This window comes from Bacillus sp. RE35, from assembly GCF_052146655.1.
GTDB classification, from domain to species: Bacteria; Bacillota; Bacilli; order Bacillales; family Bacillaceae_G; genus Bacillus_A; species Bacillus_A cereus.
On sequence record NZ_CP197377.1, the window covers coordinates 1,104,875 to 1,129,709 of the forward strand.

Here is a 24,835-nt window from a genome sequence, read left to right on the forward strand (position 1 = left end):
TCAAAGTGAAATTTAAAAATAATACAAAAAGGTCGTTGTTGTATAACAGCGGCCTTTTTTGTATGAAATAAAGCGCGAAAGAATGGCGTTTTGAAAAAAAATGAAATGAATTTTCAAAAAAAACTTCCTTTTCTGAAGATTTGTTATATAATATAAAACATGAAATCAAATCTGTTATAAAACAGTTTAAGAAGGGGATGCTAATATGTCGACGCAAACTTCACGGGTTACACTCGTTGGAGAAATGTTACCAGCGTACAACGAAATATTGACACCTGAGGTGCTTAGTTTTTTGAAGGAACTACATGAGAATTTTAATGAGCGCCGCATAGAACTTTTACAAAAACGTGTAGAAAAACAAAAGAGAATTGATGCAGGGGAGTTTCCGAAGTTTCTAGAAGAAACAAAACACATACGTGAAGCGGATTGGACAATTGCCAAGCTGCCAAAAGACTTAGAGGATCGCCGCGTAGAGATTACTGGACCGGTAGATAGAAAGATGGTCATTAACGCTTTAAATTCAGGAGCGCATCTTTTTATGGCGGATTTTGAAGATTCGAATGCACCAACTTGGGAAAACGCAGTTGAAGGGCAAATCAATTTACGAGATGCAGTAAAGGGAACGATTTCACATAAAAATGATAAAGGGAAAGAATATAGATTAAATGAGAAAACAGCTGTACTCATTGTACGTCCAAGAGGATGGCATTTAGAGGAAAAGCATATGCAAGTTGATGGGAAAAATATGTCGGGTAGTTTAGTAGATTTCGGCTTGTATTTTTTCCATAATGCGAAAGCTCTTTTAGCAAAAGGGAGCGGCCCATACTTTTACTTACCGAAAATGGAAAGTTATTTAGAAGCGAGATTATGGAATGATGTATTCGTATTTGCTCAAAAATATATCGGCATTCCAAACGGAACGATTAAAGCAACTGTGTTACTAGAAACGATTCACGCTTCGTTTGAAATGGATGAAATTTTATATGAGCTAAAAGATCATTCTGCTGGCTTAAATTGCGGAAGATGGGATTATATTTTTAGCTTTTTAAAGAGTTTCCGTAATCATAATAAATTCTTATTACCAGATAGAGCACAAGTCACGATGACGGCGCCATTTATGCGTTCGTATTCTTTGAAAGTAATTCAAACATGCCACCGCCGTAATGCACCAGCAATTGGAGGAATGGCGGCACAAATTCCGATTAAAAATAATCCAGAAGCAAATGAAGCAGCTTTTGAAAAAGTGCGTGCTGATAAGGAACGCGAAGCTTTAGACGGTCATGACGGGACTTGGGTCGCCCACCCTGGACTTGTACCGGTTGCAATGGAAGTGTTTAATCACATTATGAAAACACCAAATCAAATTTTTAGAAAACGTGAAGAAATATGTGTAACAGAAAACGATTTACTAGAGGTACCGGTGGGAACGATTACAGAAGAGGGCCTTCGCATGAATATTAGCGTAGGTATTCAATATATTGCATCTTGGTTAAGCGGACGGGGAGCAGCACCCATTTATAATTTAATGGAAGATGCGGCAACAGCTGAAATTTCAAGAGCACAAGTATGGCAATGGATTCGTCATGAAGGTGGAAAACTAAATGATGGTCGTAATATTACGCTTGAATTAATGGAAGGGCTAAAAGAAGAAGAATTAGCAAAAATAGAAAGAGAGATTGGTAAGGAAGCCTTTAAGAAAGGGAGATTCCAAGAGGCGACAACGTTGTTTACAAATCTCGTTCGAAATGATGAATTCGTACCATTTTTAACATTACCGGGTTATGAAATTTTATAAAAAATGAAAAGGGGATGGAACAAATGAAAAACGAAAGAATCGAGAAGTTGCAAGAAAGCTGGGAATTAGATGAGCGTTGGAAAGGGATCACACGTCCATATTCGGCAGAAGATGTAATTCGCCTGCGCGGGTCAATTGATATTGAACATACGTTAGCGCGTCGCGGTGCTGAGAAGCTTTGGACATCGCTTCATACAGAAGACTATATTAACGCACTTGGCGCATTAACAGGAAACCAAGCGATGCAACAAGTAAAAGCTGGGTTAAAAGCGATTTACTTAAGTGGTTGGCAAGTAGCAGCTGATGCAAACCTTTCTGGACATATGTATCCAGACCAAAGTTTATATCCAGCGAACAGCGTACCTGCTGTAGTAAAACGAATTAATCAAACGCTTCAACGTGCGGATCAAATTCAGCATATGGAAGGAAGCGATGATACAGACTATTTCGTACCGATTGTAGCAGATGCAGAAGCTGGATTTGGTGGGCAATTAAATGTATTCGAACTGATGAAAGGTATGATTGAAGCAGGTGCATCAGGTGTGCATTTTGAAGATCAATTATCTTCAGAGAAAAAATGTGGCCATTTAGGTGGAAAAGTACTACTACCAACGCAAACAGCAGTACGCAATTTAATTTCTGCACGCCTTGCAGCAGATGTAATGGGAGTGCCGACAATTATCGTTGCAAGAACAGATGCGGATGCAGCTGATTTAATTACGAGCGATATCGATCCTGTTGATAAAGCATTTATTACAGGAGAAAGAACACCAGAAGGATTTTACCGTACGAATGCAGGTCTTGATCAAGCAATTGCGCGCGGTTTAGCGTATGCACCGTACGCAGACCTCGTTTGGTGTGAAACGTCAGAACCAAATTTAGAAGATGCAAAACGATTTGCGGACGCAATTCATAAGGAGCATCCAGGGAAGCTACTTGCATATAACTGCTCACCTTCATTCAACTGGAAACAAAAACTAGATGAAAAAACAATTGCAAGCTTCCAAAAGGAAATCGCATCTTACGGTTACAAGTTCCAATTCGTAACACTTGCTGGATTCCATTCATTAAATTACGGTATGTTTGAACTAGCACGTGGCTATAAAGAGCGCGGCATGGCAGCATACTCTGAACTACAACAAGCAGAATTCGCAGCTGAAAAACACGGCTACTCTGCAACACGTCATCAACGCGAAGTAGGAACAGGTTACTTTGATGAAGTGGCACAAGTGATTACAGGCGGAACTTCATCAACGACAGCGTTAAAAGGATCTACAGAAGAAGCACAGTTTACGAAATAAAAGGAAGGGGCACCTTTTTTGAAAGGTGCCCCTTGTTATTTTCTAAACGATTCGAAAAGAGAGATTGAGTTGTCGGCAAAAAACGATACTTCCTTTTCTTTATTACTAAATCAACTCCACTCAGCCCTATGATCACGAATAAACTTCATATCTTTCTCATAATGCTCTAGATGTCCTTCATCAATCATTCTTTGGAAATTCAAGTCGCCTTCTTGCGCTTTTCGTTTCATATATGTACATAATCCTTCTAATCGAAGCAACACCATTCCTAAGTAATCTTCATCCATATTTTTATCATAGGACTGAACGAACAAATTCATTCTCTCTTTAATGCGATCTGCATGTTGCGATGAGTCATAATGAACAGCTTCACCGGATTCTGTATAATACACTCTACTTAAAGGCACACAAGTATAAAGTGTATAAGCGATATCCCATAGTCTTGGACCAGGAGCAGCAACATCGAAATCAATAATCCCTACTGGCTTCTCATTATTAAAAATAATGTTATATATGGCAAAATCATTGTGACATAAAACCTCAATGTTATTTGGAGTGTGATCCATCGGTTTCCAATCATCTAATAACAGAAAATCACTTACAGCATCATGGTAAAGGCGGAGCATCTTTGCTATTTCTTTTAATACATTATTAGATCGCATATATTCTTTTAAAGGATAATTGCCAGCTTCTCCTTCAATAAAGGATAAAATCTCTCTATCCTTTTCATCTACACCTAAAAACTTTGGAGCATAATGAAATTATTTATTTTCTAAATGTTGCAATAACTTATGAATCTTTTCACTATTTGACTTTAACTCTCGCCGAACAGTATTTTCAGAACGATATACGCTTGAGACGTTTCCCCCTGTTAGCCTTTCTTCTTTAGCGTAGTTTGACATGTGAAAATTCCCCCTGTGATTAAAAAATCCAATTCCAAATAGTAAATAGACCAACAACGGCAGAAAAGAGAAGGGAAGCAAGCAATGCTAGACAGCAAAAAGGAACTAGCTTATCTTGCCATGTTTCTTTATACTCATAAATTAACTCCTCTGCTACTTTCTTCTGCACTGAAGATAAAGGTTGATCTTTATACAAACCTTTTATATGGTTAGAATCGCCTTTAAACTTTAAAGCACGTGCAATATGATGAGGACTATTTCCCATTGATTTTTCAAATAATAAACATGATTCATGCATAATGTCTGTTTTATCCCGCATTAACGGGCAGTAAGACCCCCACCTCAAAATTTAGCGAAAGCGAAGAAGTTAGGTGAGGGATCAACTGCCCGTAAAAGCCCGATTGGTTCAACTAATAATCAGTGGGGAATAAACAAAACCCCCACTGATTAAAGTTTCACTTTATGCTCCTCTAGATACCAGTAACGTCCAGCCATTTCTGGATATTGTAATGTATAATAAATATCTCCGAGTTTTTTTCGAAGATGTAATTCATTTGGGTATGTAAAGATGAGGCCATGCAATCTATCTCTTGCTTTTCCAAGATTATTATTTTCAATATCCTCCTCAATTCTTTTTAATGTTTTTCTAGGAATTTTATTGGTCATAAACTCCTCCTTATTTAGAATAGAGATAATTATATTTTATAAGAAATACTAAAAATTAGAAATTCTATTTTCGAAAAAGATTGTACATTTTATTTTAATGTGCTATGATGATGTCAGTTGAATAGTTAAATTAAGCAATCCATATGTTATCAAGTGCTGAAAACGAACGAGAAAAAGTATGTGAGAACTAGTTTATGTTTCGTATTTGATAATGTGTGGATTCTTTTTTTAGACAGGAAGACTAAAAAAATTAAATTTGTATTTTCTTAGGAGGAAATAATCATGGCAGTAACAGGACAAGTAAAATGGTTTAACAACGAAAAAGGCTTCGGTTTCATCGAAGTTCCAGGCGAAAACGACGTATTCGTACACTTCTCTGCAATCGAAACTGAAGGTTTCAAATCTCTAGAAGAAGGCCAAAAAGTTAGCTTCGAAATCGAAGAAGGTAACCGTGGACCTCAAGCTAAAAACGTAATCAAACTATAATTTTATAGTTGATGATGGAAAAAAGGATGGCTAATGCCATCCTTTTTTTAGGTTGTGGAGAAAGTTTTCCCAGAGCTTGTTTTTATATCTAAATCTCTTTTTCTATGTTACAACTGGTGAAAAATTATCTGGAATGCGTATTAGTTTCTGTAGAAGAATTAGTTCAGCAAGAGCATTTGCTGCGTATGATAGTAAATAACTATAAATTGGTATTCTCTATTGAAATAGGGGAATCTTTTCCAGATAGACCTTGAGTAACATCTTTTTTGTTAGCATTGTTGTTGGAATTTTGTACGTTTTGAGATGATGTTTCTAACAGTTGTTCTTGTTCCTTACTAGGGGTATTCAGAGCATCTGAGGGGATGCTATTAACCTGCTGGCTTAATAGATTTTCTTTGTCCATAGTATACAGCTCCTTTTTGGAATTCGATAAAAAGCAATGTAATTATAAATAGCTACTTGTATATATTGTGTTTTTGAATGACATTATATACAAAACTTATATTACAAAGTTAACTAATTAACGAATTGTTAGTGATGGATAAAGATGTACAAATTTGAAGTGTTTAATAAAAATTAAAAGCGGGTAACAAGTAATACTCTTTCTCATGTTTTATATAAGGATCATATTACAAATCAAAAAAGATGTAGAGAACCTTGGGAGAAAATATAGTTGTTTTTTTAGGGAGAAGAATAAATAAAATGATGCTACAAATGTAAAAAGGCAATCCATAAAGGAAGGCCTTTTATTGTTCTTGCTCTAATTTTTTCTTCTCACGTTTTTTACATTCTGGACATCTTGATTTACGAAACGGTTTAGCAAAGAATAGCAGAATGAAAAATAAACCAAATATAATACTAGCTGAGTTTTTCACGATAATGACGCTACTATTTTTCATTTGAATCGATGGTTGGATCTCTTTTTCCTCCATAGTGGCCCTCCATATATTGGATTTACATTTTAATTATAGCAAAGTTAATTGTTTTCATGATGTGAAAATAGGAAGGGATAATAAATATTTATAGGTAGTATAAATGCTGTTTTTATAACTTTAAAATTAAAACATTACTATATTGTGATTTTTTTATTTAACAAATGTTTGATAAATGATAAAAAATTGTAAAAAAGCGGAACTTGTAAGCTATTTCCTTTTCATAGATGCTAAAATTATATATGCAGCTGCTAATATAAATGGAAAAAAGGAGATAATGGAGTATGGAAAGTAAAGTGGAACGCTATGTCGAAAATTATGTTGTAACGAAAAATACGATGGCCTTACTTCCTGTTATTCTAAGTGAAAAGAAAATTGTTACGCGAGTCGTTGAAATGAATGATTCTTTTTTCGTATTTCAAAAACCTCTAGATATTATAGAAAGAAGTTGCCGCAAGCATGGCTCTAGTTTCTTAGGCAGAAAAGAAGGAACGAAAGAGTTAACTCATATTACACATAAAGCACCGATTGCGATTAGTCCAGCAGATCAACTTTATTTTTTCCCTACCTATTCTTACTCTAGAAAAGAGTGTGCTTGGTTGTCTCATTTTTATATTGAAAGTAATAAAGAATTAAAAGATGGAAATCTTATTATTAGATTTATAAATGGCTTTGCTGTGAAATTAGAGATATCAAAAACTAGTTTTGAAAATCAACAAAATCGTACAGCGAAATTACGTACTGAATATGAAGATCGTAGGAAAAAACAAGGGAATCCTTGTTTTAAAGAGGTTGATAAAAAAGAGGAATCAACATTAAGACCCGCTTATGAGAGTGTGTATTTTGTGAAGGAAGGCGAAGTGTGAAAGGATGGGGGAATCCCCATTCTTTTTTGTTTATCCTGTTATTTGTGGGCAGTAAGACCCCCGCCTCAAAATTCAGCGAAAGCAAAGAAGTTAAGCGGGGGATCAACAAAATCCCCACTGATTAAAGTTTCACTTTATCAGTCTTTGTAGGTAAGGCGATATATTAGAAAAACCGAGTTGTAATTGTTATATTTAGAAAATCACCATTGTAATTTCATTTACCGAAAAAATCAAAAAAACAATCTAAATAACAAAACGAATGACACGTCCTGTCGAATATTGATAGATTATCATAGCTAAATAATGAAGGAATTCTTATGAAAGATATGGAAACTTTAATAAATACATCTCCATATGTCGTATCTACCATTTCCTCTTTCATATAAGCAATGATACAGTAGGGATAGTATTTAGAGTAAAGGGGTAAAGTGTAGAATGGATTTTCAGACAATCAAAGAGTATTTTTCACCAGAAAATATGGATCATATTGTTGAGAGTTATAAAGCGTTCGGACCACTTCTTGGTATTGGTTTACCGATGATAGAGGCGTTGATTCCAGCATTACCGCTTATCGTATTTGTACTGGCGAATGCTGTTGCATTTGGCTTTTGGCTCGGTTTTCTTTATTCATGGCTTGGATCAGTAATGGGTGCATTACTTGTCTTTTTCATCATCCGCCATTTTGGTCGCAGTCGTTTCTTTTCGTTTGTAAATAAGCATGAGAGAGTACGAAAAGCAATGGGGTGGATTGAAAGGAAAGGATTCGCACCGATTTTTGTTATATTTTGTTTTCCGTTTACACCGTCAGCGCTCATAAATGTTGTCGCTGGTTTATCCCGAATTAGTGTAAAACAGTTTGGTCTAGCGTTAGCATTCGGAAAACTTGTGATGATTTTTATTTTAACGTATATCGGTCATGATTTAATGTCATTTATTCATAATCCGGTGAAATCAGTTATTGTAGCGATTGGTATTTTTATTTTATGGTATGTCGGTAAGAAAATCGAAGTAAAGTTAGAACTACATTAAGAATAGTCTTCTTTGTAAAGGAAAGCTTCAGTATTAAAGGATAAGGGGAGAAGCAGATGAAGAAAACTTTGAAAAAAGAAGGCATGGAGTGGATACGAACAATTTTAATTGGTGTATTATTAGCTGTATTTTTTCGAACGTTTTTCTTTTCAACGTATGTTGTAGAGGGGAAGTCAATGATGCCGACATTGCAAGATGGCAATATGCTAGTTGTAAATAAGGTGAGTTATCAAGTTGGGGACTTGAACAGATTTGACGTTGTGGTATTTCATGCGAATAAAAAAGAGGACTATGTAAAGCGGATTATCGGTTTACCTGGAGATCATATTGAATATAAGCAGGATAAGTTATATATAAACGGTCAATTTATTGATGAGCCGTATTTAGAGAAGTATAAGAAAGAGATAAACGGAAGGCAACTAACAGGCGACTTTACATTAGAAGAGTTAACGAAAGAAAAACTGGTGCCACCTGGGTTTATTTTTGTAGTAGGTGATAACCGGCTCGGGAGTTGGGATAGTAGACACTTTGGCTTTGTAAAAGCTGATACAGTCGTCGGTAAAGTTGATTTGCGATATTGGCCAATTCAAGAGGTGCAAACGAATTTTTCAAAAGGTTGATATAATAGATAGAAGTATAGAAAAAGGCAAACAACTCAGTTTGTCTTTTTTCGTGTCCTATAATACAATTATAGTAGCAAACTAACGTTCGTTATGTAAGTGAAAGGTGGGGTTACATGTCACTTCGATTTGTGATTGGTAGAGCGGGAAGTGGAAAAAGTACACTTTGTTTACGCGAAGTGCAAGAAGAGTTAAAACAACGCCCGAGAGGGAAAACAATATTATATCTTGTGCCAGAACAGATGACATTCCAGACGCAGCAGGCGTTAATTGGAAGTGAGGATGTAAGAGGTTCTATTCGGGCACAAGTTTTTAGTTTTTCACGATTAGCGTGGAAGGTACTGCAAGAAGTTGGCGGAGCGAGTCGTCTTCATATTGATGAAGCTGGTGTACATATGTTACTCCGTAAAATTGTAGAGTCTCGTAAAGATGGATTATCGGTGTTCCAAAAAGCAGCGGAGCAAAACGGTTTCTTTGAACATCTTGGTAGTATGATTGCAGAGTTTAAACGTTACAATGTAACGCCATCTAACGTATATGAAATGTGGCAACAATTAGATGCGCATAGTAGCAGTGCCGAACAAAAGTTACTAGCGAATAAAGTGTATGATTTACAGCTGTTATACGATGATTTTGAACGTGCTTTAATTGGAAAATATTTAGATTCAGAAGACTACCTGCAATTGCTAGTGGAAAAGCTTCCGCAGTCTGAATATGTAAATGGTGCGGAAATTTATATAGACGGATTTCATTCATTCTCCCCGCAAGAGTTAGAGATTGTAAGACAGCTTATGATTTGCGGAGCGAGAGTTACGATCACGTTAACGATAGATGAAAAAACGTTAGCGCAGCCAGTAAATGAACTCGATTTATTTTATGAAACGACGTTAACGTATGAAAAAATAAAACAAGTAGCGCGTGAAGAGAAAATAGAAATTGAAAAAACAATTCCACTTATGGAACAGCCGCGTTTTCATTCTCCGGCATTAGCGCATTTAGAAGCTCATTATGAAGCGCGTCCGAATGAAAAATTTAACGGTGAAGCGAGTGTAACGATTAGTACAGCTGCGAATTTACGAGCGGAGGTAGAAGGGGTTGCTCGTGAAATTCGTAAACTTGTTGCGGACGAAAAATATCGTTACCGGGATATTGCAGTGCTTCTTCGTAATGGGGAAAGTTATTACGATGTGATGCGAACGTTATTTACAGATTATAATATCCCGCACTTCATCGATGAAAAGCGCCCGATGTCACATCACCCATTAGTAGAATGTATTCGTTCTGTACTCGAGATTATTAGTGGGAATTGGCGTTATGATGCGGTGTTCCGCTGCGTGAAAACAGAGCTTTTATATCCATTAGACGTAAGAAAAGAAGCGATGCGTGAAGAAATGGATGAATTTGAAAATTACTGTTTAGCGTACGGTGTACAAGGAAAGAGATGGACTGCTGAAGATCCATGGATGTATCGCCGTTATCGTTCTCTTGATGATACGAACGGGATGATTACAGACAGTGAACGTGAAATGGAAGAGAAAATAAATAGGCTACGTGACGTTGTAAGAACACCTGTTATTCGCATGCAAAAAAGGTTAAAGCGTGCAGGAACAGTTATGCAAATGTGTGAAGCAGTTTACTTGTTTTTAGAAGAACTGGATGTTCCGAAAAAACTAGAAGAATTACGTATACGTGCAGAAGAAAGTGGAGATTTCTTATTTGCGACAGATCATGAACAAGTATGGGAAGAAGTAATGAGCCTTCTTGATACATTTGTAGAGATGCTTGGGGAAGAGAAAATGTCTCTTTCTATGTTTACTGACGTTATGTCGACTGGTCTTGAGGCACTTCAATTTGCTAACATTCCGCCGTCATTAGACCAAGTGTTAATTGCTAATATTGATCACTCCAGATTATCTGATGTGAGAGCAACGTTTATTATAGGTGTAAATGAGGGTGTCATTCCAGCAGCACCTATGGATGAAGGTATGCTTTCTGATGAGGAAAGAGAAGTTCTTGGTGCGGCAGGGATTGAATTAGCGCCAACGACGAGACAAACTTTGTTAGAAGAACAGTTCGTTATGTATCAAATGGTAACGAGAGCATCTGAGAAGTTATACATTTCATGCCCGCTTGCAGATGAAGAAGGAAAGACGTTACTTGCGTCTAGCTTTATTAAGAAAATAAAAAGAATGTTCCCTAATGTGAAAGATTCATTTATTACGAATGACGTAAATGATTTATCACGTTCAGAACAAATTTCATATGTAGCAACGCCAGAAGTAACGTTATCTTACGTTATGCAGCAACTACAAACGTGGAAGCGATACGGATTTGAAGGGAATTTAGACTTTTGGTGGGACGTATATAATTTCTACGTAACTTCAGATGAATGGAAACAAAAAAGTAGCCGCGTCTTATCAAGTTTATTCTATCGAAATCGTGCGAAGAAACTAAGTACAGCAGTAAGTAGAGATTTATACGGAGATATAATTAAAGGAAGCGTCTCTCGTATGGAACTATTTAATCGTTGTGCATACGCTCATTTTGCGCAGCACGGTTTATCGCTTAGAGAGCGTGATATTTTCAAGCTTGATGCGCCAGACATCGGCGAATTATTCCATGCGGCATTAAAGAAAATTGCGGACAAGTTATTGCGTGAAAACCGCACTTGGGCGGATTTATCCATAAAAGAGTGTGAGCATCTTTCTGTTTTAGTAATAGAAGAAATTGCGCCGTTATTACAACGACAAATTTTATTAAGTTCAAACCGTCATTTCTATTTAAAACAAAAACTACAACAAATCATTTTCCGTACGTCAATCATTCTTCGTGAACATGCGAAGTCAAGCGGATTCGTACCAGTTGATTTAGAGGTGCCGTTCGGTATGGGAGGTACAGGGTCACTTCCGCCGATGGAATTCTCATTACCAAATGGTGTAAAGATGGAAGTAGTCGGCCGTATTGACCGTGTTGATAAGGCAGAAGATGAAAATGGGACGTTCTTACGTATTATTGATTATAAATCAAGTTCAAAAGCGTTAGATTTAACGGAAGTGTATTACGGATTAGCACTTCAAATGTTAACGTATTTAGATGTTGTTACTTCGAATGCACAGACGTGGATGAAAAAAGGCCACGCAGCATCACCAGCTGGTGTATTGTATTTCCATATTCATAACCCAATCGTTGAGATGAAAGGTGACGCAACGGAAGCTGAAATTGAAAAAGAAATTTTAAAGAAATTTAAAATGAAAGGACTCGTATTAGGAGATGCTGACGTTGTTCGTTTAATGGATAACAAACTTTCAACAGGAAGCTCAGATATTATTTCTGCTGGCCTGAAAAAAGACGGTAGCTTTAGTGCGCGTTCAAGTATTGCAAGTGAGCAAGAGTTTAACGTACTGCAAAAATATGTACACCATACGTTTGAAAATATCGGAAAAGATATTACAGAAGGTGTTATCAATATTGCTCCTTATAAAATGGGGAATAAAGCAGCATGTACGTTCTGTAACTTCAAATCTGTTTGTCAGTTTGATGAGTCACTGGAAGATAATCAGTTCCGATCGTTAAAAGATATGAAAGATAGCGAAGCGATGGAGAAAATAAGAGAGGAGGTTGGCGGAGAATGATAGAAAATTGGCCTAAAAAACCAGAAGGTAGTCAATGGACAGATGACCAGTGGAAAGCTGTTGTAGCGAACGGACGTGATATTTTAGTTGCTGCTGCAGCTGGATCAGGTAAAACAGCAGTATTAGTTGAACGTATTATTAAAAAGATTATTAATGAAGAGAATCCAGTCGATGTCGACCGCCTGCTCGTTGTAACATTTACGAATGCAGCAGCGCAAGAGATGAAAAACCGAATCGGGGAAGCGTTAGAAAAGGTATTAATTGATGAACCAGGCTCTCAACACGTAAGAAAGCAGCTGAGCCTATTAAATAAAGCTTCCATTTCAACAATTCACTCATTCTGTTTACAAGTAATTAGAGGATATTACTACATGCTTGATGTTGATCCTCGTTTCCGTATTGCGAATCAAACAGAAAATGAATTGTTAAAAGAAGAAGTGCTAGATGACATATTAGAAGAAGAGTACGGAATCGAAGATAATACAATCTTCTTTGAACTTGTTGATCGTTATACGAGTGACCGTAGTGATGATGACTTGCAACGTATGATTTTAGCGCTTCATACAGAGTCAAGAGCGCATCCAAATCCGGAAAAATGGCTTGATAAATTAGTAGAAGCATATGACGTAGAAGGAAAGACAATTGAAGATTTAGTATATGCTTCTTATTTATTAGAAGATGTGAAATTCCAGCTTGAAACAGCGGAACAGCATATTCGTAAGGCAACTGAACTCGCAATGCTTCCTGACGGTCCAGCGCCTCGCATTGAAACCCTGCAAGCAGATGTAGCATTACTTGGAACGCTATCATCAGCTGCTCGTGAGTCGTGGACAAGTGTGTATGAAGCGATGCAAAACGTATCGTGGCAAACGTTAAAGCGTATTAAGAAAAGTGATTACAATGAAGATGTTGTAAAACAAGTAGACTCTCTTCGTAATAAAGCGAAAGATGAAGTGAAGAAATTACAAGAAGAGTTATTTAGCCGCAAACCTGAAAGTTTCTTACGAGATTTTCAAGATATGCACCCAGTATTAGAAAAGCTTGTTCAACTTGTAAAAGTATTTACAGAGCGTTTCCAAGCGATGAAGCGAGATAAAGGAATGGTCGATTTCACGGATTTAGAGCATTTCTGTTTACAAATTTTAAGTGAACAAAGTGAAAATGGTGAAATGAATCCGTCAGCAGTGGCGCTCCAATATCGTAATAAATTTGCTGAAGTATTAGTCGATGAATATCAAGACACGAACTTTGTACAGGAATCCATTATTAAATTCGTAACGAAAGATTCTGAGAGTGAAGGAAACTTGTTCATGGTTGGTGACGTAAAGCAGTCGATTTATCGTTTCCGACTAGCCGAGCCAGGCTTATTCCTAGGAAAGTATAAACGTTTCACACAAGAAGGATTGGGCGGCGGAATGAAGATTGACTTAGCGAAAAACTTCCGTAGTCGTCATGAAGTACTAGCAGGTACGAACTTTATTTTTAAACAAATTATGGGCGAAGAAGTTGGGGAAATTGACTACGATGCTGACGCTGAACTAAAGCTAGGTGCTACCTATCCAGAAGGTGAAGATGTAGCAGCAGAATTATTATGTATTCAGCAAACGGAAGAAGAAGTAATAGACGGTGAAGAAGGTGCAGAAGTCGAAAAAGCACAGCTTGAAGCTCGCCTTATGGCGCAGCGCATTAAAGCGATGGTTGATTCCGGTTATGAAGTGTATGACCGTAAAAATGATAGTATGCGTCCGGTGCAATATCGCGATTTCGTTATTTTACTTCGCTCCATGCCGTGGGCCCCGCAAATTATGGAAGAGTTAAAATTACAAGGAATTCCAGTATACGCTGACCTCGCGACTGGTTATTTTGAAGCGACGGAAGTAAATATTATGATGAACGTATTCCGCGTTATTGATAATCCGATGCAAGATATTCCGCTTGCCGCTGTACTTCGTTCCCCAATCGTTGGATTGAGCGATGAAGAACTTGCAACGCTTCGTGCTCATGGAAAGAAAGGCTCGTTTTATGAAGTAATGAGCTCATTCTTAAAAGGGGCACCGCTTGAAGAGGAGCAAGAACTTCATGATAAATTAGAGTGGTTTTATAACTTATTGCAAGGATGGCGTGAATTCGCCCGTCAACAATCACTTTCTGATTTAATTTGGAAAGTGTACGGTGAGACAGGTTATTACGACTTCGTTGGCGGTTTACCAGCTGGAAAGCAAAGGCAGGCAAACTTACGCGTACTATATGACCGCGCAAGACAATATGAAGCAACATCATTTAGAGGATTATTCCGCTTCTTACGTTTTATTGAACGTATTTTAGAACGCGGTGATGATATGGGTACGGCGAGAGCCCTAGGTGAACAAGAAGACGTTGTTCGCATTATGACGATTCATAAAAGTAAAGGGCTAGAGTTCCCGGTCGTATTTGTAGCTGGACTCGGTCGTCGTTTTAATACACAAGACTTAATGAAGCGTTTCTTACTGCATAAAGATTTCGGTTTCGGTTCGCAATTTATCGATCCGCGTAAACGAATTAAATATACAACATTATCACAGCTTGCGATTAAGCGTAAAATGAAAATGGAATTAATTGCGGAAGAAATGCGCGTACTATACGTAGCATTGACGCGTGCGAAAGAGAAGTTAATTTTAATCGGAACAGTTAAGGATGCAAATAAGGAAATGGAAAAATGGCTTGATGCGAGGGAACATAGTGAATGGTTATTACCAGATCACATACGTGCCGGGGCGTCTTGTTATTTAGACTGGATTGCACCTTCATTATATAGACACCGTGATAGTGAAATGCTTCTTGAATTAGGACAAGGAAGTATTCCAGATGAAATTTACGGATATGACACTAGCTGGAAAGTAGAAGTTGTGGACGGTAACACACTACTTGCACCAGAGCCAGTTCAAGAAGAGAAACAAGAATTGTTAGAAGCGCTTCGTGAGAAAAAGGCTGTTCCCCTGCAAAGTGAACGGAAAGAAGAAGTGTACGACAGATTAATGTGGAAGTACGGATATGAGGATGCGACATCTCATCGTGCGAAGCAATCTGTTACAGAAATAAAGAGAAATTATCAATCTGAAGAAGGTAGCGATAACGCCTTTATTAAAAAACTACGTGCACCAATTAAAACACGCCCGCGCTTTATGGAGAAAAAAGGGTTAACGTACGCAGAGCGCGGAACAGCAGTCCATGCCGTTATGCAGCATGTTGATTTGAAGAAGCCGATTACGGTTGAAGTTCTTCAAGAGCAAATTGCTGGAATGGTAAATAAGGAATTATTAACATTCGAGCAGGCGGAAGAAATAGCGATTGAAAAAGTAATTTCATTCTTTGACAGTGACTTAGGTAAAAGGGTATTAGCGGCGAAAAGTGTTGAGCGTGAAGTACCATTTACGATGATGCTTGCAGCAGAAGAAGCATATCAAGATTGGCAAGGGAAGAGTGAAGAAACGATTCTTGTCCAAGGGGTTATCGACTGCATGATTGAAGAGGAAGATGGCATTACGTTAATCGACTTCAAAACAGATACGATTGAAGGGAAATTCCCAGGCGGATTCGATCAAGCGAAACCAATTTTAGAGGATCGATATAAAGTGCAGCTTTCGTTATATGCAAAAGCGCTGGAGAAAAGCTTACAACATCCTGTAAAAGAGAAATGTTTATACTTCTTTGATGGGAATCACGTTGTAAATATTGAAGAATAGAGGGGCTTGAAAATGGTAACGGAAAAAACGTTAAGAACTTGTGAACAGGGACACGAGTACTATAAAAGTAGCGATTGTCCAACTTGCCCAGTCTGTGAGAAAGAGAGAAAACCAAAAGAAGGTTTTCTCTCTCTTCTTTCAGCGCCAGCAAGAAGGGCATTAGAGCACCGTGGAATTCAAACTGTAGAAGAACTCTCAAAATATAGTGAAAAAGAAATTTTAAAACTGCATGGTATGGGACCTGCGTCTTTGCCGAAGCTTAGGAAGGCTTTGGAGGAGAGTGGGTTATCATTTAAATAAAATGAAATAGTGCCTCTTCACTACTTACGTGTTTATACCACTATTTGTGGACAGTGAAGCTCTTGCTTATTAAAATTTCATTTTAATAATTTTGAATTACATAAAAGAAAAAAGTAGGAGAATATCTCCTACTTTTTTTACGCTGTTCCAATCTGATCTTGATCTGCCACATCAGAATCAAATGTATTCGTTGCACTAACACCGTTAAACGTATTCACGACAAACCCAACATTGGAAGCTCCAGATCCGTTATAGGCTTTCGTGTTTTCTTTCGGAGATACGTTATAAAAATCTCCTAAGTTGAAAGAGCCGTTACTGTTTTGCACGACGAGATTTCCTACAACTGAAGGCATACCATCCACCTACTTTACTAAGCTTTTTAATTACTATATGAATTATTGTGCGGAAGGTTCATCCGTAATATATTGGCGGATTTGTATAATACGAGAGTTATTAAAACCATAATCAACATTTCCAATTTGAAAGCAACCAGAATTTAAAAGTGTCCGCAATTCAACGTTATTCACTTCAATAAAAGGGCATTCATTTACAATATTTAATTTTACATCTGTCGTTCGTTTTGGAATTGTAATGTGTTCATCTGTAAAGATTTCAAAAGCATCAAAGCGACCTTCTCCCCGTATATAACAAGGAATTTCACGGTGGACGGCAATAGCTCTACTTTTTAATTCCATTTGGTTTGCATCTCCAACTTGAAATACGGCAGTAATCCCTAAAGAAATAATAGAAACATTTTGGACAATGGACACATGATGCAACATAATTTTTCAGTCTCCTTAACCTGGAGTAGGAGGGACATCTGTTACTAATGGTACAAATGGACCCTCTGTAACTGTTTCAAATGGTGTATCGAGAATAGAAGATAGAATGAGGAGATTTGCATCTCCAATTAAAAAGAGTGCGGACGACGATACACCGTTCATTTTAATCTGTCCGACTTTTAACTCACGGTTTACAACGTTAAGGTTCATACATACTTACTCCTTTCGAAAATTTCCCGGTATGTGCTGAATAAAGGAGAGAAAGGCTTTGTCAATATCTTGTTTCATTGCCTGAATAATGATATCTCGTAAATAATCTGGATCTGTTGAAATACCTTCATATGATTGCGCTTGTGATAAATAATAAGGGAGTCGATGCTCCATCTGTTTTTTTATGTCATCCACCATCATTTGTCGATACATTTCATCAAGCGGTGTTCTCTCTTCTTGTTCAAAATGGAGAATACGATTATATGCTTCTTCATCTAAGTATCGATGCATTTCTTGGAGGATACCTTGATAAAAGTCTGGGTTTGTTTCGGTTTCAGGGTTTACCTTCAATGTTTCTGTATCCACTTGAAAATCTTCAATTTGTTGTCCTTTTGCTGAAAATGGGTTTAAACCAATATTTAAAGTACCATTTAAATTTTCGACTTTTAATTGATCGAATTTGTATTCCACTTTTCCTACAGAAGAGGAGGGGCGATTTTTTAATTCGTTAAGCTCTTCTTGGAGTTGACGCACTTGATCTTCTAAATTCAAGATGGCTGCTTGTTGTGTTTGAAGAGCTTGTTGAAGTTGGTGTAAGTAAGTATATATATCTTGATTCATTTGTGAAACCTCCTTTTCAATAGGGAGGGTAAAAATATTCCTGCTATATATTTATGACAAGGATGTCTTAAGAAGAACTAGTTGATGGTTTGATAGAAATAATTTGTCCTTTCGCCTGTAATGGGCGAAGCGGCTCCGTAAATCCGCCCGTATTTGAAAATTTAGATAGGGCTTTAATACTTCCGGCAGTACCAATTTGGAACACAGAAGAGGTTGTAATGCTATCAATTTTAATACTGTTGATGATGATACTTTGGTTTACATAAAAATTCAATGCAATTGCCTCCTTTAAGTTGAGCCAATTATCGCTTGATCGATTACATCTGAATCGTTGACAGTCGTTGCACTTTGATAATTGTAGACAGAAACATTATCTCCAACGTTGAAAGAGCCGGCCCCGGCGAAAGCACGTGAGTAACTAATAGGCCTAATCGCAAATACATCTCCAATATGAAAAATACCACTTGATCCAATATTGACGATACGAATATGTCCGACCATAGCTGGCATACAAAACACCCTTCGTTTTTAAAATTTTCTTTTCTACTATTGTATGGGCGTTTCCAATAAAATGTGTATTTTTTTGAAATAAAAGAAACACACGCATTATTGCGTGTGTGTTTTGAATGTTTGATTAGGGTGTAAATCCGTATGTACATGACAAATTACATTTAAGAGCCTGTCCAGTTCTTGGCTACAATCCACTGTTTTTTGAGAAGTCATTCCATAGCGTTCAGCAAAATAAATCATTTTTTCACGTTTTTTTTCAATCGCTTGCTCAAACATTGAAATCGGCTCCATCTCTAAATGAAATTTTTAGTATATATGTAGTACATATTATACAAAAACTTCATAAAAAAGAAATGCATTCGCTAAAAAAAGTAAAATTTCTACATTTTATGCCAAATGATAAAGGGGTAACGAATAGGGGATGAGAAGAATATTGTAAAAATTAGCGTGCATGAGAAGGTTTTTTTCTTGCGGATGCGAATACAATTAAAGGGTATGAGTTTTAGGATGGAGAGTGGAAATATTGCGTTTTGTAACGGCGAAGAAAGAAGAAAAGGTATTTGTAGGTATTGTAGATGAAGAAGAAGAAAAGGTATTACACTTAAGAGAAGCGCAAAGACAAAAAGGGGAAAAGGTTACAATCCCTATTACAATGTTAGAGTGTATTGAAAGAGGGACTGAATGCTTTGAGAAAGTATGTGAAATTGTAAATTGGGCAAAAGAGAACGGGGAAGCGGCGTATTATCCGTTAACAGAGGTGAAAATATTAGCGCCGATTCCAAGGCCAAGAAAGAATATTTTGTGCGTTGGAAAAAACTATCGTGAGCATGCGGTAGAAATGGGCGGAGTAGAGTCTATTCCAGAAAATATAATGATCTTTACGAAAGCACCAACAACAGTTATTGGCATAAATGAGCAAATTAATGGTCACCCTCATGCAACGGACGAACTAGATTACGAAGGAGAATTAGCTATCATTATTGGTAAGCGAGGGAAGCAAATAAAAAAAGAAAAAGCGCTTGAGCATGTTTTTGGTTATACGATTATAAATGATGTAACAGCTCGAGACATTCAAAGAAAACATAAACAGTTTTTCCTTGGGAAAAGCTTCGATACATTTTGTCCGATGGGACCGTATTTAATTCATAAATCGGTGGTTAATGCGCCGAATGCATTACACATTGAAACGGTAGTAAATGGAGAAGTAAGGCAAACTTCTAACACAAATAAAATGATTTTTTCAATAGAAGAAATTATTTCAACGATAAGTAAAGGAATGACTTTAGAACCAGGCGATATTATCGCAACAGGAACGCCGGCTGGTGTCGGAAAAGGTTTTACACCACCGAAGTTTTTACATGCTGGTGATGAAGTGGTCATTACAGTAGAAGGAATTGGTACTTTACGAAATGTAGTGAAATAAAGAAAAGAGCTATCTTGTTAAAAGATAGCTCTTTTTTTATGGCCTTGGGTTATAGAGGTAATCGATAACGGCAAAAGTGTAAAGACCAATGAATGCAAGTGTACAAATGCCAAATAGTATAACCGTAAGTGCGCTTTTTTCTCGTCCAAAACCAATGATAGTAAGAATAACAGCAGTCCAAAATGATGCTTTCAGTAGTGTGAGTGTAGTAGGAGTTGAGTAATGAAGCCATGTTGTGGAAAGTAGGAAACCAAAGAATGTAACTAAAATAAAAGCTGTAGCTAAATAGTTAATATGTTTACCATATCTTAATAGCATGTCGCACCTCCTTTATGATTTTAAAATACAGAAAATTACAATTTTATCTTAATATAAATGAATATAAAAAGAAAGAGGTTGTCCCAACATGTCGGACAACCTCTCTATCATTACGATAATACAGCTTTAATTTTTTGGAATGCCCACTCTAAATCTTCTTCAGAGATTACTAGAGGTGGTGCGATACGAATTACATTTTCGTGTGTTTCTTTACATAATAGACCAGCTGCTTTTAGTTGTTCACAGTAAGGACGAGCTGGCTCGTTTAATTCGATACCGATGAATAAACCTTTACCACGAACTTCAGTGATCATTGGGTTATCAATCTCTTTTAATTGCCCAACTAATTTTTCACCTAATTGAAGAGAACGCTCTGTTAATTTTTCTTCTTCTAACACTTCAAGAGCCGCGATAGAAACAGCACATGCAAGTGGATTACCACCGAATGTAGAACCGTGAGAACCTGGCTCAAATACACCTAAAATGTCGCGGTTTGCTGCTACGCAAGAGATTGGGAACACACCGCCGCCAAGTGCTTTACCAAGTATGTACATGTCAGGAGTTACATTGTCCCAGTCACAAGCAAATACTTTACCAGTACGGCCTAAGCCAGTTTGGATTTCATCTGCTACAAATAAAACGTTTTCTTTTTTACATACTTCAAAAGCTTCTTTTAAGTAACCAGCTGGTGGGATATTAATTCCTGCTTCACCTTGAATTGGCTCTAAAATGAATGCTGCTGTGTTTGGTGTAATTGCGGCTTTTAATGCTTCTAAATCACCGTAAGGAATTACAACGATGCCAGGAAGCATTGGACCGAATCCACGCTTGTACTCTTCATTTGAAGACATAGAAACAGAACCCATTGTACGTCCGTGGAAGTTATCTTCACAAACGATGATTTCAGCACGGTTTGCTTCCACTTTCTTCACATCATAAGCCCAGCGACGAACTGTTTTAATTGCAGTTTCAACAGCTTCAGCACCTGTATTCATTGGAAGTACCATTTCTTTATTAGTTAGTTTCGCAACTTTTTCGTACCAAGGACCTAATTGATCGCTATGGAAAGCACGAGAAGTTAACGTAACACGATTAGCTTGGTCAATTAAAGCGTTAATAATTTTCGGGTGACGATGACCTTGGTTTACTGCAGAATATGCACTTAATAAGTCCATATAGCGGTTTCCTTCAGGATCTTCTACCCAAACACCTTCTGCTTTAGAAATAACGATTGGAAGTGGGTGATAGTTATTTGCTCCGTATGTGTCTGTAAGTTCGATAATATCCTTAGTTTGAATCATGATTGTTCCCCCTTTTGTTATTACAAGAAGTTTGTAAATACTCTAAATATTATAGCATTTAAATGTAAAAAAGCGAAACATTTCCTGAAAATAAATGAACATGTTATCATATAGAGTGAAAAAGTGTGAAAAGAGGAGGTAAGGGATACGATGGTACATATGCATATTACAGCATGGGCGTTAGGTTTAATTTTATTCTTCGTTGCGTATTCACTTTATTCAGCAGGAAGAAAAGGGAAAGGTGTACATATGGGGCTTCGCCTAATGTATATCATTATTATTGTGACAGGCTTCATGTTGTACATGAGTATTGTGAAGACAGCAACAGGTAGCATGCACATGTGGTATGGCTTAAAAATGTTAGCTGGTATTTTAGTTATCGGTGGAATGGAAATGGTTCTTGTGAAAATGAGCAAAAACAAACCAACAGGGGCGGTTTGGGGCTTATTTATTGTTGCGCTAGTAGCAGTATTTTACCTTGGGCTGAAATTACCGATTGGCTGGAAAGTATTCTAATAAAAAATAAAGCCACCTTATGATCTCAAAGACTTGGGAGATTATAAGGTGGTTTTTTACTTTATCCCGTAAACATCAGATTGGTGAAGGCTAATAATCAGTGGGCTACCCCACTGATTAAAGTTTCACTTTATGTCGCATCGATATGCAACTCTTCTCCATTTACTTTCGTAAAACGGAACATATTTTTATTTGACGTAGTGTGACGGACGAAATGGTGCTGCAGTGTACAGATCATTTCTTCGTTATCAAACAAAAGAATATTTACTCCTTCGCGTGACTCTTCTTGCGGTAAGAAAGATAAATAATTATGACAATACATGCAATCATATAAAGAGTAGTGAAGTGATTGCAATGATTCGGTTAATAATGTGAAGACAGAGTCAGGTAATTCCTCCAGCCATTCATTATAGCTAAGAAGTAACTTTTTTCGAATACGTATCATTTCACCATTTTGCAAATGGTGTTGCTCGTTGGCGATTTGTAATACATCTTGTTCATAGAAACGGGCTGGTAGCCAATTGTTATTATACAAAATTTCAAACCCATCTTCGGCAATATCTTCTAATAAAAACGCTTCATCATTTTCATCATCAAAGAATACCCACTCATTGTTTATATATTCTACATTACCGACTGTATGAGCACGGGGCTGATTATATAAAATATGTTTACGTTGTATCATACACGATTTCTCCTTTATGAAAAGTAGTTATTCCTGTTATAGACAGTTCGTGCATTCTTTATAACTAGACACATATAGACATAGGTGGGCATACAATAAAACACGTTTTACTGAGTGAAAATGCTATTCCATATGTGGATAGTAGGTTATCGTCAAGTTTTTCATTTTTTTGATCCGCACTCTTAGGGTGGGGATTACTGCACGTTCAAGAAAAGAAATAAGATGGAAGGATGATTTATATGTGCGGGATTACAGGATGGGTGGATTATAAACGCTCATTAGAAGGAGAAAGAGATGTCGTTACGAAGATGGCTGAGACGTTAGCGAAACGGGGGCCGGATGATAATAAAGTTTGGATTAAAGGAAATGTCGCATTTGGGCATAAGCGGTTAATCGTTGTGGATCCTGAGGGCGGTAAACAGCCGATGACTTGTTTAAAAGGTGAAACGAATTACGCCATTTGCTATAACGGTGAACTTTATAACACAGAAGACATTCGAAAGGAATTATTAAGAAGAGGATATACGTTCAAAGGTCATTCTGATACAGAAGTATTATTAGCTTCTTATATTGAATGGAAAGAAGAATGTGTCGATCATTTAAACGGTATATATGCGTTTGCAGTATGGGACGAACAGAAAGAACAAGTATTTATTGCGAGAGATCGATTAGGTGTAAAGCCACTTTTTTATAAATATGATAGCGGACGCTTACTATTTGGTTCGGAGTTAAAAGCGATATTGTCGCATCCAGATGTGAAGGCGGAAGTAACGTTAGAAGGATTATCAGAAATATTCGGGCTCGGACCGTCAAGAACGCCTGGCCACGGTATTTATGCTGGTATAAAAGAATTGCGTCCAGGTCATGCAATGACATTTTCAAAGAACGGTTTATGTATATGGAGATATTGGAATGTAGAAAGTAAAAAACATGAAGACTCTTTTGAAGAAACAGTAGAGAAAACGCGCTTTTTATTACAAGATGCTATTACAAGACAGCTTGTTTCTGATGTACCACTATGTACTTTTTTATCGGGTGGTGTAGATTCGAGCGCTATTACAGCTATTGCAGCGAAAGAATATGAGAGATCAGGAAAAGGGCAATTACACACGTATTCTATTGATTACGAAGATAATGACAAATACTTTAAAGCGAATGCATTCCAGCCAAATTCAGATGCTCCGTTTATTAATTTAATGACTGAGACATTTCAAACAACCCATCATCGCTGCGTCATTTCGAATGAAAAATTAGCAGAGTATTTAACTGAAGCAGTACTCGTTCGTGATTTGCCTGGTATGGCAGATATCGATTCGTCATTATTATGGTTTTGCCGAGAAATTAAACAAGATTTTGTCGTTGGCTTATCTGGAGAATGTGCAGATGAAATATTTGGTGGATATCCGTGGTTTTATAGAGAAGATGATTTACAATCGAGTGCATTTCCGTGGATGCGTTCTACAGAGGCACGTGAACAACTTCTAAAAAAAGAATGGAGAAATAAATTAAATTTACAACAATATGTACAAAGGCGCTATGAAGAGTCGATTCAAGAAGTTCCTATTTTAGAGGGGGAAAGTCCGCTAGAAGCAAAAAGACGCCAATTATTTTATTTAAATATGGTATGGTTTATGACAACATTATTAGACAGAAAAGACCGCATGAGTATGGGAGCGAGCTTAGAAGTACGTGTTCCATTTGCAGATCATCGTCTTGTCGAATATGCGTGGAATATTCCTTGGGAAATGAAAATGTATAAAAACCGCGAAAAAGGTCTATTACGTAAAGCGTTAGAAGGTGTACTTCCACATGACATCTTATATAGAAAGAAGAGTCCTTATCCGAAAACGCACAATCCGCACTATACAAAAGCAGTAACAGTATGGCTTCAAAATCTATTAACGGATAAAGGTTCAATTTTACACGAACTGTTTGATAAAGAGCAGTTGAGCGGATTGATTCAGTCTGGCGGCAGTGCATTTCAAACACCATGGTTTGGTCAATTAATGACTGGGCCACAGCTTTTAGCTCATTTAGCACAAATTCACGTTTGGTTTAAAGAATATGGGGTAAATATTAAGGAATAAGGGAAAAGCGGCTTACAATTATGTAAGTCGCTTTTTATTAAAGAAGTTTTCATATAAAATTTAAAATCACCTTATAAACAATATTTAATTAGAATTATTATTTTGACGTACTTATTATTGTTTGTTATAAT

The 24,835-nt window shown here is 37.1% G+C and carries 24 protein-coding genes and 3 pseudogenes; 12 read left to right on the forward strand and 15 right to left on the reverse strand.

The features are described from left to right. The first annotated feature begins 205 nt into the window (after positions 1-205). Positions 206-1,795, forward strand: a complete 1,590-nt coding sequence (gene aceB, locus ACTL4X_RS05810; RefSeq protein WP_086401888.1) for a malate synthase A — start codon at positions 206-208, stop codon at positions 1,793-1,795. A gap of 23 nt (positions 1,796-1,818) precedes the next feature. After that, complete coding sequence (aceA, locus tag ACTL4X_RS05815) at positions 1,819-3,096, forward strand: isocitrate lyase (RefSeq protein ID WP_000787346.1); 1,278 nt, start codon at positions 1,819-1,821, stop codon at positions 3,094-3,096. A 110-nt stretch (positions 3,097-3,206) separates the two neighbouring features. Here the strand turns inward: aceA and ACTL4X_RS05820 are convergent. From ACTL4X_RS05820 to ACTL4X_RS05830, 3 pseudogenes are all read right to left on the reverse strand, one after another. Then, a pseudogene (locus tag ACTL4X_RS05820) lies at positions 3,207-3,998 on the reverse strand (phosphotransferase). 19 nt (positions 3,999-4,017) lie between these two features. After that, positions 4,018-4,308, reverse strand: a pseudogene (locus tag ACTL4X_RS05825) (DUF6584 family protein); the annotation flags it as partial. Positions 4,309-4,460: 152 nt separating this feature from the next. Continuing rightward, positions 4,461-4,664, reverse strand: a pseudogene (locus ACTL4X_RS05830) (DUF6584 family protein); the annotation flags it as partial. Positions 4,665-4,946: 282 nt separating this feature from the next. Here ACTL4X_RS05830 and cspA point away from each other — a divergent pair. After that, entirely contained in the window at positions 4,947-5,150 is a 204-nt protein-coding gene (cspA, locus tag ACTL4X_RS05835; protein ID WP_000301522.1) for an RNA chaperone/antiterminator CspA, read from the forward strand. Positions 5,151-5,349: 199 nt separating this feature from the next. Here the strand turns inward: cspA and ACTL4X_RS05840 are convergent, their stop codons facing one another. Further along, a complete protein-coding gene (locus tag ACTL4X_RS05840; RefSeq protein ID WP_000356912.1) occupies positions 5,350-5,553 on the reverse strand; it encodes a hypothetical protein in 204 nt (67 codons plus the stop codon). Positions 5,554-5,896: 343 nt separating this feature from the next. Beyond that, positions 5,897-6,082 carry a hypothetical protein gene (locus tag ACTL4X_RS05845; protein WP_075677594.1) on the reverse strand — a complete coding sequence of 62 codons (186 nt, stop codon included), beginning with the start codon at positions 6,080-6,082 and terminating at the stop codon, positions 5,897-5,899. A gap of 284 nt (positions 6,083-6,366) precedes the next feature. On the opposite strand from ACTL4X_RS05845, the gene ACTL4X_RS05850 reads away from it, so the two are divergent. The 6 genes from ACTL4X_RS05850 (at position 6,367) to ACTL4X_RS05875 (ending at position 16,251) form a co-directional block, all read left to right on the forward strand. After that, on the forward strand, positions 6,367-6,948 hold the full coding sequence (locus ACTL4X_RS05850; protein WP_000444443.1) for a competence protein ComK: 582 nt from the start codon (positions 6,367-6,369) through the stop codon (positions 6,946-6,948). Positions 6,949-7,383: 435 nt separating this feature from the next. Next, the gene (locus ACTL4X_RS05855) at positions 7,384-7,977 is read left to right on the forward strand and encodes a TVP38/TMEM64 family protein (protein ID WP_000347517.1); all 594 of its coding nucleotides are present in this window, start codon (positions 7,384-7,386) and stop codon (positions 7,975-7,977) included. Positions 7,978-8,033: 56 nt separating this feature from the next. Further along, positions 8,034-8,597, forward strand: coding sequence for a signal peptidase I (lepB, locus tag ACTL4X_RS05860; RefSeq protein ID WP_000751919.1), 564 nt, complete (start codon positions 8,034-8,036; stop codon positions 8,595-8,597). A gap of 116 nt (positions 8,598-8,713) precedes the next feature. Further along, a complete protein-coding gene (gene addB / locus ACTL4X_RS05865; RefSeq protein WP_086401887.1) occupies positions 8,714-12,229 on the forward strand; it encodes a helicase-exonuclease AddAB subunit AddB in 3,516 nt (1,171 codons plus the stop codon). Continuing rightward, on the forward strand, positions 12,226-15,951 hold the full coding sequence (gene addA / locus ACTL4X_RS05870; protein ID WP_086401886.1) for a helicase-exonuclease AddAB subunit AddA: 3,726 nt from the start codon (positions 12,226-12,228) through the stop codon (positions 15,949-15,951). The genes addB and addA overlap by 4 nt, the downstream gene beginning before the upstream one ends. Positions 15,952-15,963: 12 nt before the next feature. Continuing rightward, positions 15,964-16,251 carry an RNA polymerase alpha subunit C-terminal domain-containing protein gene (locus tag ACTL4X_RS05875; RefSeq protein ID WP_000255728.1) on the forward strand — a complete coding sequence of 96 codons (288 nt, stop codon included), beginning with the start codon at positions 15,964-15,966 and terminating at the stop codon, positions 16,249-16,251. 137 nt (positions 16,252-16,388) lie between these two features. On the opposite strand, the gene gerPF is transcribed toward ACTL4X_RS05875, so the two are convergent. The 7 genes from gerPF to ACTL4X_RS05910 form a co-directional block, all read right to left on the reverse strand. Continuing rightward, positions 16,389-16,604, reverse strand: a complete 216-nt coding sequence (gene gerPF / locus ACTL4X_RS05880) for a spore germination protein GerPF (RefSeq protein WP_001141566.1) — start codon at positions 16,602-16,604, stop codon at positions 16,389-16,391. Positions 16,605-16,646: 42 nt separating this feature from the next. Then, positions 16,647-17,033: a spore germination protein GerPE gene (locus ACTL4X_RS05885; RefSeq protein WP_086401885.1), complete on the reverse strand. Its 387-nt coding sequence runs from the start codon at positions 17,031-17,033 to the stop codon at positions 16,647-16,649. A 15-nt stretch (positions 17,034-17,048) separates the two neighbouring features. After that, positions 17,049-17,243, reverse strand: coding sequence for a spore germination protein GerPD (gerPD, locus tag ACTL4X_RS05890; protein WP_001052807.1), 195 nt, complete (start codon positions 17,241-17,243; stop codon positions 17,049-17,051). Positions 17,244-17,249: 6 nt separating this feature from the next. Beyond that, positions 17,250-17,864 carry a spore germination protein GerPC gene (gene gerPC / locus ACTL4X_RS05895; RefSeq protein WP_001070760.1) on the reverse strand — a complete coding sequence of 205 codons (615 nt, stop codon included), beginning with the start codon at positions 17,862-17,864 and terminating at the stop codon, positions 17,250-17,252. Between the two features lie 67 nt (positions 17,865-17,931). After that, complete coding sequence (gerPB, locus tag ACTL4X_RS05900; protein WP_001012508.1) at positions 17,932-18,138, reverse strand: spore germination protein GerPB; 207 nt, start codon at positions 18,136-18,138, stop codon at positions 17,932-17,934. A gap of 14 nt (positions 18,139-18,152) precedes the next feature. After that, positions 18,153-18,374, reverse strand: a complete 222-nt coding sequence (gene gerPA / locus ACTL4X_RS05905; protein ID WP_001111187.1) for a spore germination protein GerPA — start codon at positions 18,372-18,374, stop codon at positions 18,153-18,155. Between the two features lie 96 nt (positions 18,375-18,470). After that, positions 18,471-18,650, reverse strand: a complete 180-nt coding sequence (locus tag ACTL4X_RS05910; RefSeq protein ID WP_000462841.1) for an aspartyl-phosphate phosphatase Spo0E family protein — start codon at positions 18,648-18,650, stop codon at positions 18,471-18,473. A gap of 247 nt (positions 18,651-18,897) precedes the next feature. Here ACTL4X_RS05910 and ACTL4X_RS05915 point away from each other — a divergent pair, with 247 nt between their 5' ends. Further along, complete coding sequence (locus tag ACTL4X_RS05915) at positions 18,898-19,797, forward strand: fumarylacetoacetate hydrolase family protein (protein ID WP_001213071.1); 900 nt, start codon at positions 18,898-18,900, stop codon at positions 19,795-19,797. A gap of 36 nt (positions 19,798-19,833) precedes the next feature. On the opposite strand, the gene ACTL4X_RS05920 is transcribed toward ACTL4X_RS05915, so the two are convergent. Continuing rightward, the gene (locus tag ACTL4X_RS05920; RefSeq protein WP_000926857.1) at positions 19,834-20,115 is read right to left on the reverse strand and encodes a hypothetical protein; all 282 of its coding nucleotides are present in this window, start codon (positions 20,113-20,115) and stop codon (positions 19,834-19,836) included. 110 nt (positions 20,116-20,225) lie between these two features. Further along, positions 20,226-21,416 (reverse strand): ornithine aminotransferase, encoded by a 1,191-nt coding sequence (gene rocD / locus ACTL4X_RS05925; protein WP_000616658.1) that lies wholly within the window; start codon positions 21,414-21,416, stop codon positions 20,226-20,228. Between the two features lie 150 nt (positions 21,417-21,566). On the opposite strand from rocD, the gene ACTL4X_RS05930 reads away from it, so the two are divergent. Next, on the forward strand, positions 21,567-21,932 hold the full coding sequence (locus ACTL4X_RS05930) for a YisL family protein (RefSeq protein ID WP_000233494.1): 366 nt from the start codon (positions 21,567-21,569) through the stop codon (positions 21,930-21,932). Between the two features lie 130 nt (positions 21,933-22,062). On the opposite strand, the gene ACTL4X_RS05935 is transcribed toward ACTL4X_RS05930, so the two are convergent. Continuing rightward, the gene (locus tag ACTL4X_RS05935; protein ID WP_000616046.1) at positions 22,063-22,617 is read right to left on the reverse strand and encodes a DUF2777 domain-containing protein; all 555 of its coding nucleotides are present in this window, start codon (positions 22,615-22,617) and stop codon (positions 22,063-22,065) included. Positions 22,618-22,856: 239 nt separating this feature from the next. Here ACTL4X_RS05935 and asnB point away from each other — a divergent pair, with 239 nt between their 5' ends. Next, positions 22,857-24,704, forward strand: coding sequence for an asparagine synthase (glutamine-hydrolyzing) (gene asnB / locus ACTL4X_RS05940; protein ID WP_025687429.1), 1,848 nt, complete (start codon positions 22,857-22,859; stop codon positions 24,702-24,704). The last annotated feature ends 131 nt before the right edge of the window (positions 24,705-24,835 follow it).